The sequence below is a fragment of the Streptomyces sparsogenes subsp. cuspidosporus genome (genome assembly GCF_039532705.1).
Lineage (GTDB): Bacteria > Actinomycetota > Actinomycetes > Streptomycetales > Streptomycetaceae > Streptomyces > Streptomyces sparsogenes.
In genome coordinates this window covers 1-13414 of sequence record NZ_BAAASD010000003.1, presented here as the reverse complement: position 1 = coordinate 13414, position 13414 = coordinate 1, and the positions used below count along the sequence as shown (strand labels likewise).

16 protein-coding genes and 2 pseudogenes are annotated in these 13414 nt (G+C 73.1%); 9 read left to right on the top strand and 9 right to left on the bottom strand.

The window, feature by feature from the left end:
- Window positions 1-66: 66 nt before the first annotated feature.
- Window positions 67-873, bottom strand: a complete 807-nt coding sequence (locus ABFY07_RS04340) for a hypothetical protein (protein WP_346173147.1) — start codon at window positions 871-873, stop codon at window positions 67-69.
- Between ABFY07_RS04340 and ABFY07_RS43075 the strand changes: the two are divergent.
- A pseudogene (locus ABFY07_RS43075) lies at window positions 761-1825 on the top strand (serine/threonine-protein kinase); the annotation flags it as partial. The gene ABFY07_RS04340 and the pseudogene ABFY07_RS43075 sit on opposite strands and share 113 nt — an antisense overlap.
- A gap of 466 nt (window positions 1826-2291) precedes the next feature.
- A complete protein-coding gene (locus ABFY07_RS04335; protein WP_346173146.1) occupies window positions 2292-2780 on the top strand; it encodes a hypothetical protein in 489 nt (162 codons plus the stop codon).
- Here ABFY07_RS04335 and ABFY07_RS04330 read toward each other — a convergent pair.
- Window positions 2761-3042: a DUF3817 domain-containing protein gene (locus tag ABFY07_RS04330; RefSeq protein ID WP_428836854.1), complete on the bottom strand. Its 282-nt coding sequence runs from the start codon at window positions 3040-3042 to the stop codon at window positions 2761-2763. The two genes, ABFY07_RS04335 and ABFY07_RS04330, sit on opposite strands and share 20 nt — an antisense overlap.
- Window positions 3039-3572 carry a hypothetical protein gene (locus ABFY07_RS04325; RefSeq protein ID WP_065963493.1) on the bottom strand — a complete coding sequence of 178 codons (534 nt, stop codon included), beginning with the start codon at window positions 3570-3572 and terminating at the stop codon, window positions 3039-3041. Before ABFY07_RS04325 ends, ABFY07_RS04330 begins: the two co-directional genes overlap by 4 nt.
- Before the next feature lie 83 nt (window positions 3573-3655).
- Between ABFY07_RS04325 and ABFY07_RS04320 the strand changes: the two genes are divergently transcribed.
- Together ABFY07_RS04320 and ABFY07_RS04315 are read left to right on the top strand one after the other, a co-directional pair.
- Complete coding sequence (locus tag ABFY07_RS04320) at window positions 3656-3997, top strand: PadR family transcriptional regulator (protein ID WP_346173145.1); 342 nt, start codon at window positions 3656-3658, stop codon at window positions 3995-3997.
- Window positions 3994-4710 carry a hypothetical protein gene (locus tag ABFY07_RS04315; protein WP_346173144.1) on the top strand — a complete coding sequence of 239 codons (717 nt, stop codon included), beginning with the start codon at window positions 3994-3996 and terminating at the stop codon, window positions 4708-4710. The genes ABFY07_RS04320 and ABFY07_RS04315 overlap by 4 nt, the downstream gene beginning before the upstream one ends.
- Window positions 4711-4743: 33 nt before the next feature.
- On the opposite strand, the gene ABFY07_RS04310 is transcribed toward ABFY07_RS04315, so the two are convergent.
- Together ABFY07_RS04310 and ABFY07_RS04305 are read right to left on the bottom strand one after the other, a co-directional pair.
- On the bottom strand, window positions 4744-5424 hold the full coding sequence (locus ABFY07_RS04310) for a hypothetical protein (protein ID WP_346173143.1): 681 nt from the start codon (window positions 5422-5424) through the stop codon (window positions 4744-4746).
- 141 nt (window positions 5425-5565) lie between these two features.
- Window positions 5566-5916: a hypothetical protein gene (locus tag ABFY07_RS04305; protein WP_346173142.1), complete on the bottom strand. Its 351-nt coding sequence runs from the start codon at window positions 5914-5916 to the stop codon at window positions 5566-5568.
- Between the two features lie 301 nt (window positions 5917-6217).
- Here ABFY07_RS04305 and ABFY07_RS04300 point away from each other — a divergent pair, with 301 nt between their 5' ends.
- Window positions 6218-7066: an oxidoreductase gene (locus ABFY07_RS04300; RefSeq protein WP_346173141.1), complete on the top strand. Its 849-nt coding sequence runs from the start codon at window positions 6218-6220 to the stop codon at window positions 7064-7066.
- Window positions 7066-7680, top strand: a complete 615-nt coding sequence (locus ABFY07_RS04295; protein ID WP_346173140.1) for a TetR/AcrR family transcriptional regulator — start codon at window positions 7066-7068, stop codon at window positions 7678-7680. Before ABFY07_RS04300 ends, ABFY07_RS04295 begins: the two co-directional genes overlap by 1 nt.
- A 62-nt stretch (window positions 7681-7742) precedes the next feature.
- On the opposite strand, the gene ABFY07_RS04290 is transcribed toward ABFY07_RS04295, so the two are convergent.
- Window positions 7743-8117 (bottom strand): VOC family protein, encoded by a 375-nt coding sequence (locus ABFY07_RS04290; protein ID WP_346173139.1) that lies wholly within the window; start codon window positions 8115-8117, stop codon window positions 7743-7745.
- A complete protein-coding gene (locus ABFY07_RS04285; protein WP_428836859.1) occupies window positions 8114-8737 on the bottom strand; it encodes a TetR/AcrR family transcriptional regulator in 624 nt (207 codons plus the stop codon). The genes ABFY07_RS04290 and ABFY07_RS04285 overlap by 4 nt, the downstream gene beginning before the upstream one ends.
- A gap of 299 nt (window positions 8738-9036) precedes the next feature.
- Between ABFY07_RS04285 and ABFY07_RS04280 the strand changes: the two genes are divergently transcribed.
- The gene (locus tag ABFY07_RS04280) at window positions 9037-10212 is read left to right on the top strand and encodes a trypsin-like serine peptidase (protein ID WP_346173137.1); all 1176 of its coding nucleotides are present in this window, start codon (window positions 9037-9039) and stop codon (window positions 10210-10212) included.
- A 93-nt stretch (window positions 10213-10305) separates the two neighbouring features.
- On the opposite strand, the gene ABFY07_RS04275 is transcribed toward ABFY07_RS04280, so the two are convergent.
- Window positions 10306-10788 carry a GNAT family N-acetyltransferase gene (locus tag ABFY07_RS04275; protein WP_346173136.1) on the bottom strand — a complete coding sequence of 161 codons (483 nt, stop codon included), beginning with the start codon at window positions 10786-10788 and terminating at the stop codon, window positions 10306-10308.
- A gap of 64 nt (window positions 10789-10852) precedes the next feature.
- Here ABFY07_RS04275 and ABFY07_RS04270 point away from each other — a divergent pair, with 64 nt between their 5' ends.
- On the top strand, window positions 10853-11650 hold the full coding sequence (locus tag ABFY07_RS04270; RefSeq protein WP_065963513.1) for an exodeoxyribonuclease III: 798 nt from the start codon (window positions 10853-10855) through the stop codon (window positions 11648-11650).
- Between the two features lie 37 nt (window positions 11651-11687).
- Window positions 11688-12227, top strand: coding sequence for a tetratricopeptide repeat protein (locus ABFY07_RS04265; protein ID WP_346173135.1), 540 nt, complete (start codon window positions 11688-11690; stop codon window positions 12225-12227).
- Between the two features lie 63 nt (window positions 12228-12290).
- On the opposite strand, the pseudogene ABFY07_RS04260 reads toward ABFY07_RS04265, so the two are convergent.
- Window positions 12291-13414: pseudogene (locus ABFY07_RS04260) on the bottom strand (hypothetical protein); the annotation flags it as partial.

The following is a 13414-nucleotide window of genomic DNA, read 5'->3' as shown; positions in this document are numbered from 1 at the left end:
CAGCTCAAGCCCCCGCCGGGAAGGCCGGCGGGGGCTTTCCCGTGTCGGCGCGCGGCTGCGGAACCGTTAGAAGGTAGGTGGGGCCAGCGGGAGGGTCTCGTACGTGCTGTGCGGGTAGAGCCATGGGCTGCCGGTGCCGGCTTGGAGGCGGTCGAGGGCGATGAGTGTGTCGGCGGCGGTCTTGCAGCGGGGGTGGCGGGTGGCGAAGGCGGCGATGCGGGGGCGCTGGGTGGGGAGCCAGGTCGCGATGGTCTGGGGGTCGCCGTCGTGCCAGGACCAGAACCGGAAGTCCTCCCAGAGGAGGTCGGTCGCCCAGTCGAAGGCGAGGCGGACGAGGCCGGCGTCTGCCTGGGGGCCGGGGACGGCGGCGAGGTGGTCGAGCCAGGGGAGGAGGTCACCCGTCGCGTGGGCGATTCCCTCGATGAGGTCGGTGATGTGTCCCAGAGACCGGCCGTCGATCAGGGCGAGGCTCAGCAGCGCCCGGAAGGCCTGCTCGATGGCGGCGCGTTCGGGGGCGGGCCAGGTGGTGAAGTCGGCCCCGTCGCGGCCGAGGTGGCCGATCTCGCGGGCCGGATCCATGTCGGCGCCGTCCGGGCCCCAGTAGCGCAGCGCGCGGGGCATGAGGCGACGCCACAGGAGGGGGTATTGGTCCTTGTCCCAGTGGCTGGCGACCTCGCCCATGAAATCCCCGAGGACCTCATCCGGTACGGAGGCGGGATCGCCACCGAGAAGGCGGAGGTCCGATTCCGGGGTGCAGTAAGTGCAGCCGTGCACCGGGCGGTCGAGGGTGGGCGGGTCGGCGAAAACCCGGTCGGCTTCGGCGAGCGCCTGCCGCCACAGCGCGTACGGATCCAGGGCGCAGGGGGCGGGCACAGTGGCAGCGGGATCGGACACAGTACGGCCTACCGAGGGGACTCCGCGCAGCGCGACTGGCGAAGAGCGGGACTTTAGCACTCGGCGTTCCGGGGCGATCACGGCGGCCGGAGATCCTGGCGGTGCGGAGTATTCTCAGCCGGGGCCGGGCCCGCGCGGGCCGGGGATCGGGGGAGCGCGCGTCGTGTTGCGGTTGGAGGCCGATGATCCGCGGCAGGTGGGCGGATATCGCCTGTTGTTCCGCCTGGGGGCGGGCGGCATGGGCCGGGTGTATCTGGGGCGGTCGGCCGGCGGGCGCTATGTGGCGCTGAAGATGGTGCATCCCTGGCTGGCCTCGGCGCCCGGGTTCCGGGAGCGCTTCGCGCGGGAGGTGCGCGCGTCCCAGGCGGTGTCCGGGCGGGGGACGGTGAAGGTGGTGGCCGCCGACGTCGACGCGTCGGCGCCGTGGCTGGCCTCGGCGTATGTGCCCGGCCCCGCCCTGGCCGAGGTCGTGGGCGAGCACGGTCCGCTTCCCGAGCCTTCGCTGTGGCGGCTGCTTTCGGGACTGGCCGAGGCGCTCGACTCCGTTCATGGCAGCGGGCTCGTACACCGCGACCTGAAGCCGTCGAACGTGCTGGTGTCGCAGGACGGGCCGCTGCTCATCGACTTCGGGATCGCTCGCGCGGCCGACGAAACCGCGCTCACCGGCACCGGCCTGGTCGTGGGGTCCGCCGGCTACATGTCGCCGGAACAGGCGGAGGGCCGGGAGGTGACACCGGCGGCGGACGTCTTCTCGCTCGGAGCGGTGCTGGCCTTCGCGGCCACCGGCCGCGGGCCGTTCGGCACGGGCTCCGGACCGGAGTTGCTGTACCGGGTGGTGCACCGGGAGCCGGACCTGGAGGGCATGCCCGAAGAGCCGGCCGCCATCGTCCGCGACTGCCTGAGCAAACGGCCCGAGGACCGCCCCTCGGTGGCGGAGTTGTACGCCCTCGCGGCCGAGCGGGACGCCGACGGGCGGGACTGGCTGCCGGGGCCCGTCAGCGCGCTGATCGCCCGTCGGGCCGAGCACCTGCTCAACCTGGAGGGCGCCGACGTCCCGCACCCGCCGGAGCCCGGCCGGGCGGCGGCGGGTGTTCTCCCTCCGACCAGGGTGGATTCGCGGGCCGGGGGGCCTGGCCCGGGTGCCGGCTCTGGTGTGGGCGCTGGTCCTGGCGCCGGTCCGGGTGTCGGCTCTGGTCTGGGTGCCGGTTTCCGGTCTGGGTGTCGGGCCTGGTGTCGGTCCGGATGCCGGCTCTGGCCTGGGTGCTGGTGCTGGTGCTGGTGCTGGTGCCGGTTCCGGTCCGGGGGCCGGTCGGCAAGGCGGCGACGACCCGCCCTCGGCCGGGGCGCGCCTCAGCTCGTGGGTACGCGGAGGGGTACTGGGGAACCCGGGGCCGAGCATGTTGGGGCTGGTCCCCATGCTCGCCCTGCTGCTGATGGCCCCCAAGCTGCGCACCATCGTCCGCGACTACCCCGAGACCCCCGACAACATCGACTTCGGCGGGCTCTCCGAATGGGCCCAGCACAACGACTGGTTCATGCCGGCGCCCGTTCTGCTCCTCATCGTCCTGGCGGGATTGCAGTACACGGGCGCCCGGCTGCAGCGGTGCCCCGAGTGGGGCGTACGGCTCTGGGCGGCTGTCGGGGCGCTTTACTGGCTGGCGTGGGCGGGGGCGATCGGCCTGAGCACCGCGTGGTTCCTGGGCATGGACGACGGTCTCAGCGGTGACGCGGCCAGCCCGCACACCAACGGCGCCTTCATCGCGGCGCACATATGTGTGGGGCTGGCCCTCTTCGGCAATGCCATCGCCGCGCCTTTCGTCGGCATCGGCGCCGTGAAACGACTGAACCGCGTGCTGACGGAGGAGGTCACCGCGGGGCATCCGTGACGCCGGCCCCCTGGGGCCGGATGCAGCGGAGGGCGAGCAGGCCGCCGATGCCGGGGATGAGGGCGCGCCAGCGGGCGGCGGGGGTGGCGCCGGGGGTCAGCCAGGCGCAGGCGGCGATGGTGGCGAGGTAGGCCGTGCCGTGGACGGGGCCGCCCAGGGCGGTGACGGCCCGGGTGTGGACGGTGGCCAGGTTGGCCAGCAGGACCACCAGGGACACCGCCTCGACGGCGGCCGCGATACGCAGCGTACGCACGGCGGTCACGCCCCCGTCGTGGAGCCGGGGCGGACGATCATCAGCACGACCACGATCGCCCACAGCAGATTGAAGATGCCGGTCGTCATGGCCAGCCGGCTCGCCGCCGCCCCCGTGTCCTCGGTGGCGGCGGTCGTGCCGTCCGGGGAGGTCAGCAGGCGTTGTTGGCCGGGGAGGACGGCGAGGATCAGGAGGGCGGCGGCGATCGCGGTCAGCGCGATCGAGGTGAGGAGCCAGGCGTCGGTCAGGACGCCGAGCTGGGCTCCGGTGGCGAGCCCGAAGACGGGGACGGCCAGGCCGACGACGGCGTAACCACGGCATATGCGGTGCAGGAACGCGGCGATCGCGGGGCTTCGCCGGTCGGTCGGCGCCTGGCCGTCGGTCGGCTCCTGATCGTTGCCGGTTGTCCGGTCGTCGGTCGGTGGGTGGTCGTGGCCCGCATCGCGGGCGAAGCGCGGGAAGAGGGAGGCGGCCACGGCGATCGGGCCGATCGCCAGGATCGCGGCCAGGACGTGCACGGACAACAGCAGCTTGGTCACTGCGACTCCGTCGTTCAGTAGGCAGCCTATGTGTTGGCAGCCAATATATAGGCCGGCTACCTCCCGATGGGTAGGCTGCCTACATGAAGGGAGACGCGGTGCGCGGGCACCTTGACGCGCTGCTGCTGGCCGCGCTGGAGCAGGGGCCGCTGCACGGCTACGCGATCATCACGGCCGTCCAGAAACGCAGCGGCGGCGTCCTGGAGCTGCGCACGGGCACGATGTATCCGGCGCTCAACCGGCTGGAGCGGCTCGGGCTGTTGCGCAGCGACTGGCAGTCGGCCGGTGAGCGCCGTCGCCGCTGCTACGAGCTGACCGACGCCGGGCGGCGCGCCCTGGGCGAAGAACGCACGGCTTGGCGCGAGCTCACCGCCGCGATCGGTGCCGTCCTCGACCCCTCTCCGGCGCCGGGGCGGGCCACATGACGGCCCTCGAACGGTCCGCCGGCCCCGGCGTCGGGCCCGGTTCCGGGCCGGGATCCGGCCCCGATCCGATCGACGAGTACGTCGCCGCCCTGGCGGCGGTCCTGCACGGACCGGCCCGGGCCAAGGCCCGGATGGTGACCGAGGCGCGCGACGCCCTGACCGACGGCGCGGCGGACTTCGCCCCTCACCTGGGCCCCGGTGACGCCGCGCGCCGGGCGATCGACGACTTCGGGAGAGTGGAGGAGGTCGCGCCCGCCTTCCAGCGGGAACTCACCATCGCCCAGGCCCGGCACACCGCGCGGGCCGTCGCGCTCACCGTTCCGTTCCTGATGGTCTGCTGGTACTGGACGACGGCCGTCGGCCAGGGTCGGCAGCTGCCGCATCACGCGCAGGTCCTGGCCGCCCACTTGGGCGGGATAGCGGCCGCCGTCGCTCTGCTGGCGGCGGCGTCGCTGGCCGCCACCGGTGTTCTGGCCCGCCGGCTGCCCGTCCCGGACCGGCTCCCACTGATGGTCGCCTGGACCGGGACCACCGCCGGTACGACCCTGGGGATCAGCGCGCTGACCCTCACCGCCGTGTCGGCCCTGGCCGGGAACTGGCTGATCAGCGGGCTCCTCGGGGTCCTCACCGTCGTCTCGCACGCGAGGGTCGCGGCCTCCGCCCGCGTGTGCCGCCAGTGCGCCCGCCTCCCCGTGGGCCGACCCGCTATCTGACCCGCGATCTGACCCGCGATCTGACCGGGGCGGTCAGCCCACGCGTTCGATGACGGCCCGCCGGATGAGGAACTTGCCGGGCTCGCGCACCTGCTCGAAGGCGGCGTTGTTCAGCAGGGCGCAACTGCCCGAGGGCGAGGTCACGGTCACCGTGGTCGACTTGTTGTTGTCGAGGTTGGTGACCTTGAGCCGGGTGCCGATCGGGAACTGGTTGCTGGAGGCGGCGGGCGCGCCCTCTTCGCCGGAGAGGGTGACCGTGGAGCCGGGGCAGACCACCTCGCCGGATGCCTGGCCGGCGCCACCGCTCGGCTGCCCGGCGCCCGTGGTGGGCGCGGTTGGCTGCTCCGTGGCTGTCGGTGCGGTCGTGGGCGCGGTCGTCGTGGGGGCGGTCGTCGTGGGGGCGGAGGGCGTGATGGTCCCGGTGCATCCCGCCACCTGACGACGCTGCTGGATCTGCTTCACGACCTCTTGGCGGTTGGCGATCCTGGCCTCCGACTGGGCGTCGGGGTCCGCCCGCTGGGCGGCGATGAAGTTCAGGTTGTTCCGCAGCGCGGTGTCGAGCCCCGCGCAGTTCTCCGTGGGCGCCTTGGCCTGAGCGGTCTCCGACGCCTGGCTGACTCCGACGCCGACGGCCGAGCCGCCCCCGACGAGTCCTGCCGCCCCGAAGGCCAGGGCGATCTTCTGGGGTCGGCTCATGCGGCGCTTCCGGGACATGCGGAACTCCTCGTCTGATCGGCCATGCCGTGCGGTGCCTGTCGCAGCCGGAGATACGGCCTCGCGCGGCGGACCGTTCAACGAGGTCCAGATCTTTACGGGTTGGTGCTGGTCAGGCCCCCGCTGTCAGGCCCCCGCTGGTCAGGGCCCCGCTACGGGAGGGGCGGTGCACAGCCCCCGCTCGGTCAGCCAGCGCGTGAGGGCCTCGGCGCGCAGCAGCGGGAGCTGCCCGCCCCACGCGCTCCAGTCCAGCCCGCTGCCCAGGTGCAGTCTCAGCACGGCCAGGGTGCGCCGCGACGCGTCGCGCACCAGGAACTCCACATCGCCCCAGCACATGCAGACGAACCCGGCGCCCGCGCGATCGACCTCCAAGAGGCGGGCCAGCTCCGCCAGTTCGCCAGGGTCGCCGACGATCCGCTCGCCGTGGCCGGTCAGGTCGCGGATCGTGACCGTGTCGGCGTGCGACCAGGGGATCTCGGTCGGCGCGGGCATCGTCTGCTCCGATCTCAGGGGTGGAGGGCCGGGCCGACATCCTCCATGACCAGATGTCGTGTAGGCGGGTCCGGAGTGCCGACAGCGGACCGAGGTGGTCACTGCTGCGGTCATCACTCCAGCCACAACGTGATCGTTTCAGCCGAGGCGAGCGGGTCGTTGAGGGGCCGGATTCACCTCGGCTGAGCATGGTGCCGTGCGGGGCGGCAGAATCGGCATCACGTTGATAAAAATCGACGTTGTGTAGACTTTCTGGGTGAGGAGGTAGTCCAGCTCCTCGCGCGACCTTTCTGGAGGAGCAGTGCAGCAGCAGAAGTGGCTCATCACCGGCGTCAGCACGGGCCTTGGACGTGCCTTCGCCCAAGCCGCCCTGACCGCCGGGCACACCGTCGTCGGCACGGTCCGCTCGGAGGAGGACCTGCGGGCCTTCGAAGGGCTCAAACCCGGGTACGCTCACGGCCGCATCCTGGACGTGACCGACGACGCCGCCGTCTCGAGTGTGATCGCGGAGGTGGAGCAGGGCGTCGGTCCCCTGGATGTCGTCGTCGCCAACGCGGGCTACGGCCTGGAGGGCACCTTCGAGGAGACGCCGCTGGCCGACGTGCGGCGGCAGTTCGAGGTCAACGTATTCGGGACGGTGGCCACGCTGAAGGCGGCCCTGCCCCATATGCGCCGGCGCCGCCGCGGACACCTGATGGCCGTCACCTCCATGGGCGGGCTGATGGCCGTGCCCGGCATGTCCGCCTACTGCGGCAGCAAGTTCGCCCTGGAAGGCATCCTCGAGGCACTGGGCAAGGAGGTGGCACAGTTCGGGATCCACGTGACGGCGATCGAGCCCGGGTCCTTCCGCACCGACTGGGCCGGACGGTCCATGACACGCGCCGCGCGGTCCATCGACGACTACGACGAGCTGTTCACCCCCATCCGTGAAGCGCGGCAGAAGGCCAGCGGAAACCAGCTGGGCAATCCGGCCAAGGCCGGGGAGGCCATCGTGCACATCGCGTCGGTCGACCAGCCGCCCGCCCACCTCATCCTGGGTTCGGACGCGCTGCGACTGGTCACCGCCGCGCGCACGGCCGTGGACGAGGACATCCGCGCGTGGGAGACACTCTCGCGTACCACCGACTTCGCCGAGGGCGCTCAGCTCTGATGTCCGGCCACCACCCCGCGCGGAGCCGACGCACCCCCGAACGCAAGGGTGACGTCCGGGAGCGGGCCATCCTCGACACCTGCGAAGCTCTGCTGGCGCAACAGGGCTATGACTCCATGACCGTTGGTGACATCGCGCAGGGCGCCGGCATCACGCGTGGCGCCCTGTACTTCTACTTCGGCTCCAAGCAGGAGGTGGTCACGGCGCTCGTGGCCCGGACCGTTGAGCACCTGTGGGAGCGGTCCCGGGTCACCGCGCAGACCGACGAGCCACGCCAGGCCATCGCGGCGGCCATGCGGCGCACGGTCGAGCTGTGGAACGAGCACGGCCTGGTCATGCGCACGGCGATCGACCTGTCGTTGACCGTGCCGGAGATCGGCGAGCTGTGGGGCCACACGGCAGACTTGTTCATCACGGCCATCGCCGCCGTTCTGGAACGAGCCGGCGTTCAGGCCGGCACCGAACCCGAGCAGGCGTCGGCCATGGCACGCGCCCTGTGCTGGATGATCGAGCGGACCTTCTATCACGCCTCGCAAGAGTCCCGCGAGGAGTTGCAAAAGGCATCTTCGACCTGCGAACACATCTGGCTGATCAGCGCCGGCCTGATCACCTGATGCGTCTGGTGCGGACGGTGCGGCGTGAACCGTGTGACCCGTCAGATCAGTGCTCCGGGGCGTCACGCCGGGGACATCACCTCGTACAGATTCCCCGTGGTGTCCTGGAAGAACAGGCCGCGCGGGCACAGGGGGTGGTCGGTCCGGCCGTTGTCGGGTTGGGTGGGGTCGCTGCCGTAGGGGATGCCCGCTGTGCGGATGCGGGACAGGATCGCGTCGAAGGTGGCCGGGTCCACGTCGAAGGCCAGGTGGTGCCCTTCGGGGTCGGGCACGGTCATGAAGTCGAGGGTGAGCGTGTCGTTGACCCGCACGGGGGCGAAGTGGCCGTTGCGGCCTGCCGGTGGCAGCTCCTCCAGGCCCATGACGGAGGCGAAGAACCGGGCCGCCTCGCGGTGGTCGGTGGCGGGGACGATGGTGTGGTTCAGCGTGACGGTCATGTGTCGCTCCCGGGTGTTCTGAGGGTGCCGTGCAGAAGGACGTCGACGAACTCGGCCGGATCGGCCTCGGCGCCCTCGGCGCCGAAGTGGAGCTGGGTGAAGAGCATGCCGAGGAAGATCGAGGCGACTCTTTCGGGGGGCAGGCGCAGGGCCGCCCGGTCGGGTTCGACGAGTTCGGTCAGGGCGTCGCGGGTCGCCCGCATCGCCGCCTCCCGGCTGTCCGCCGGCCGGTCGCCGGGGGATCGGCCGGGGGTGCGGTCGCCGGGGGATCGGCCGGGGGTGCGGTCGCCGGGGGATCGGCCGGGAGTGCGGTCGCGGCGGTGGCCCGAGGCGTGGAGCGCTCCGGCCACCGCGCCCATGCGCGTCAGGTGGGCCCGCATCGCCTCGGCCGCCTCGGTCAGCCGGTCGGCGAGCGGCTGGTCCAGGGAGATGGAGGCCAACTCGCGCTGCACATGCTGAGGATTCATCGCCTCGGCCGTACAGGCGGCCAGCACCTCCTCCTTGTCCTTGAAGGCGCGGAAGATCGTCGCCTCGCCGATGCCGGCGGCGCGGGCGATCTGCGCGGTCGTCACCGCGGCGCCGTACTCGGCGACCAGCGGCAGCGCCGCCGCGACGATCATCGCCCGGCGCTGTTCGGTGCTCATGCCCGGCGCGCGCCGCCGGGCCGGTGGTTCTGTCATGCCGTCAACCGTACGGAGTGAGTACTCACTCCGTCAATGCGATGTCATGGAATCGTGCCGACGCCGTTGGCGTTGTGTGCGAGCCGCGGGCCGGGCACGGGCCGCCGCCAACGGCGCGGGCATAGTGGGGGCTTGCCCTGGAAGGGGTACGTGCGTACGTACGCACAGCACACGGCGCGGCGCCGCACCAGCACCAGCACCAGCACCACGCCGGCACCACACAGGGGGGACAAGGCTCCATGCCATCGATACGCCGCTCCGCCGCGGCCGCCGCGGCGGTGGCCGCGCTGCTCGCGGTCTCCGCCACGGCCTGCGGGCCGGGCGACGACAACGCCGGTTCCGCGCCGGGCGCTTCGGCCGCCGCCCAGGATGAGGCCCAGGACAAGGCCGAGGACGGGCTGAAACTCCCGGACGGAGTGCCGACCAGCCTGGACGAGCTGAGGAAGTGGAAGGACGGCGGCTGGAAGGACTGGGAGCACTGGGCCCGCAAGGCCTCGGAGTTCGCCAACCCCGTCATCAAGGACTTCTGGCAGCCGTCCAGGATGGCCGAGGCCAAGGACTCGCCGAACACCGTCACCGCGCAGAGCGCCGGCGAGGACCAGCCGGCCACCGACCCCGAGCCCCCCGCGACCCAGGCGGTGCAGGTCTCGCGGCCGTACCACCAGAACATGGCGCCGGTGGGGAAGGTCTTCTTCGACAGCCCCGAGGGGCCGATGGTGTGCTCGGGCACGGTCGTCGACGACCCGGCCCACCCGGGCAGGTCCAACCTGGTGTGGACGGCGGGCCATTGCGTCCACTCCGGCAAGAGCGGCGGCTGGATGCGGAACATCGTGTTCGTGCCCTCGTACAACGACAACGGGCTGCCGGCCGACCGGGCCCAGGCGGCCGCGAGCCAGGAGGTCGCCCCGTACGGCGTGTGGTGGGCGGACTGGTCGCAGACCTCCTCGCAGTGGATCGACGAGGGCGGTCATACCGGCAACGTCGGCTCGGCGTACGACTTCGCGGTGCTGCACGTGAAGCCGGAGGGCAGCGGCGGCAAGTCGCTGCAGGAGACGGTCGGCGCCTCGGTGCCGGTGTGGTTCGACGCGCCGCCGGCGGCCCGGGTCGGCTCGGTCGGCGCGTACGGCTACCCGGCCGCGCCGCCGTACGACGGGGCCCTGATGTTCAGCTGCCTGGACCGGCCCGGGCGGCTGTCGTTCTCGCCGACCGCGCCGACGATGTACCGCATCGGCTGCACGATGACCGGCGGCTCCTCCGGCGGCGGGTGGCTGGTGAACCGCGGTGGCAGGACCGTGCTGGTCTCCAACACCTCCATCAGCTCGAACGCGCACACCTGGCTCGCGGGACCGCGTCTCGGTGGCGAGGCCAAGGGGGTGTTCGACGCGATCAGCCGGAAATTCGCGGCCACCGGGTGAGCGGGCGAGGTGAGCCGGCGAGGTGAGCCGGCGAGGGCAGGTCGAGGGCAGGTTGCGAGGGCAGGCTGCGAGGCGAGTCCCGGGGGCGGGCCGCTACGCGTCCCGCAGGGGCTTGGCGTAGCAGCGGCTGGCCTCCTCGAAGCGGTAGAGCCCGAACTTGGGCGTCGGCACGTAGCCGGAGGAGGTGTAGAGCGCCATCGCCTCCGGCTGCTCGGTCCCCGTCTCCAGCACCATCCGGACCCGCCCCGCCGCGCGGGCGCTGTCCTCCAGCGCGGCCAGGATCCGGCGCGCCAGGCCCTGCCCCCGTGCCTCGCGGACCACGAACATCCGCTTGATCTCGGCATCCCCGTCCGAGTAGCCCTCCTCGTCGCGCTCCCGGCTGCGCCAGCCGCCGCTGGCCACCGGGCGGCCCTGGGCGTCGTACGCGAGGAGGTAGAGCCCGTGGGGCGGATCGAAGTGGGCGGGGTCCATGACGGTCAGGTCGCCCTCGCCGTAGCGCTCGACGTATTCGGCCTGCACCTCGTCGTTGAGCTTGACGGCGTCCGGGTGGTCGTAGCGGATGGGTCGGATATCCATGCGAGGGATCGTACATTCATGCGGTACGGCGGGGTGCTCGTTTTTTCTGGCGTATCGTGCCGGAATGCTCACCGTGACCACCGTGAATGTAAACGGGCTGCGCGCCGCGGCCAAGAAGGGCTTCCTCCCCTGGCTCGCGGGCACCGCCGCCGACGTGGTGTGCCTGCAGGAGGTGCGCGCCGAGCCCGGTGAGCTGACCGCGCCGGTCCGCGAGCCCGACGGCTGGCACACCGTGCACGCCCCGGCCGCCGCCAAGGGCCGGGCCGGGGTCGCCGTCTACACCCGGCGCGAGCCGGAGGGCGTACGGGTCGGATTCGGCTCCACGGAGTTCGACGGCAGCGGCCGCTATCTGGAGGTGGACCTGCCGGGGGTCACGGTCGCCAGCCTGTACCTGCCCTCGGGGGAGGTCGGCACGGAGCGGCAGGAGGAGAAGGAACGCTTCATGGGGGAGTTCCTGCCGTATCTGAAGGAGCTGCGCGAGCGGTCCGCCGCGGGCGGGCGCGAGGTCCTGGTGTGCGGCGACTGGAACATCGCGCACCGGGAGGCCGACCTCAAGAACTGGAAGGCCAACCGGAAGAAGGCCGGGTTCCTCCCCGAGGAGCGGGCGTGGCTGAGCCGCGTGTACGAGGAGGCGGCGTACGTGGACGTGGTGCGCGAGCTGCACCCGGACGTCGAGGGCCCGTACTCGTGGTGGTCGTACCGGGGGAAGGCCTTCGACAACGACGCGGGGTGGCGCATCGACCTGCTCGTCGCCACCAAGGGGCTGGCCGAGCGGTGCGTCAAGGCGTACGTGGAGCGGGCGGCGACCTACGACCAGCGGTGGAGCGACCACGCCCCGGTGACGGCGGTCTTCGGCGCCTGACTCCGCCCTGGCGGTCCCGGGCTGGGATGCTGTGACGATGAGCACTTCGGCACAACAGCCCACGGCGCGGGACACGGCCTCGGCACCCGTGGACTGGGAGCGGCGGGTCGCGGACCTGTGGACCGCCTTCGACGACCACGACCCGGCCGACTTCCTGGCGGCCATGACGGCGCTGGCCGCCGAGCTCCCCGCCGGCGAACCGGTCGCCTCCTTCGAGCTGGCCTCGGCCTACGACGCCACCGACCACGAGGAGCGGGCCGCCCCGCTCTACCGGGCGGCCCTGGACGCCGGCCTGTCCGGCCCGCGCCGCCGCCAGGCCCGGATCCAGCTGGCCAGCACGCTGCGCAACCTGGGCCGGGCCGAGGAGGGCGTCGCGCTGCTGACCGCCGAGCGGGAGGTGGGGTCCGACGAGCTCGACGACGCCGTCGCCGCGTTCCTCGCGCTGGCGCTCGTGGACGTCGGGCGGGAGCGCGAGGCGGTGGCCCTCGCGCTGTCAGCCCTCTCCCGCCACCTGCCGATGTACAACCGCTCGCTGGCCCACTACGCCGACGAGCTCGCGGCCCGGGCCGGGCGCTGACCGGGCGGACGGGCAGCCCCGTCCGCCCAGGCCCCGTCCGTCGAGGCCCCGTCCGCCCAGGCCTCAGACGCAGTCGTTGGTGACGTCCCAGCAGGTCTCCTCCGGGAAGGGGTCGCCGCCGTCGGACGTGGGCGAGTCGCTTGCCGACGGCGGGGGGTCGTAGGGGTCCGCCGGCGGGTCGTAGGGGGTCCAGGTCGGCGTCCGCGAGGTGTGCCGGGGCGTCGGCTTCGACTTCGGCTTCTCAGGCGCCGTCGTCCTGCTGGACGGGGTCGGCGACGTGGCCGCCGGGGTGGTGGCGCGCGGGGATTCACCCTCGGCGGGTTCGGCCTCGGCGGCCTTGGAGGGGGCGTCGTCCTGGGAGCGGCTCGGCGTGCCGGAGGGGGAGTACGAGGCCGTGGGGACGCCGGACCGGCTCTTGCGCGGCTCACCTGGGTCGTCCCCGGGGTGCAGCATCGCAGTGGCGGCGGCCGTCAGCAGCACGATCGCGACGGTGGCCGCGACGACCAGGCCCGGCCGCCGAAGGCGGCGCCAGGCCTTCTTCGGCCCCGGCTCCGGATCGGGGTGCGCCGGGTCGGCGGTTGGGCCGGCGGTTGGGTCGGCGACCGGGGTGGTGGCGGTTGGCTCTGCGGCCGGGCCGGTGGTCGGTCCGGCGGTCGGTTCGGCGGTCGAGCCGGCGGCCGGGGTGGTGGTCTGGGTGGTGGTCTGGGTGGTGGTCGGGCCCGGGATCGGCTCCGCCGCGAGGGATCCCGTGGCACTCCCGGCGCCCACGGGGTCGGCGACTGGCAGCGCCTCGGTCTCGTTCACCGTCGGTTTCGGCGCGGTGACCTCGGCGGGCCGCAGCGGTACCCCCGCCCGGACGACCGGCTGGTCGGGTTCGTCCGCCGCTCTGGCGCCCGAGGCCGCCGCGCTGACGGCCGCCACACCGGCGGTCCCGGCGGCGCCCGCGCCCTCGGCCCCCGCGCTGGCGGCTCCCGCGCTCTCTGGCACGGCGTCCGAGGCCGCCGCGCTCTCCGTCCTCGCGCCGGCGGATCCCGCGCCGGCGGTCCCGGCGGCACCGGCCCCCGCGCCCTCGGCCCCCGCGCTGGCGGCTCCCGCGCTCTCTGGCACGGCGTCCGAGGCCGCCGCGCTCTCCGTCCTCGCGCCGGCGGATCCCGCGCCGGCGGTCCCGGCGGCACCGGCCCCCGCGC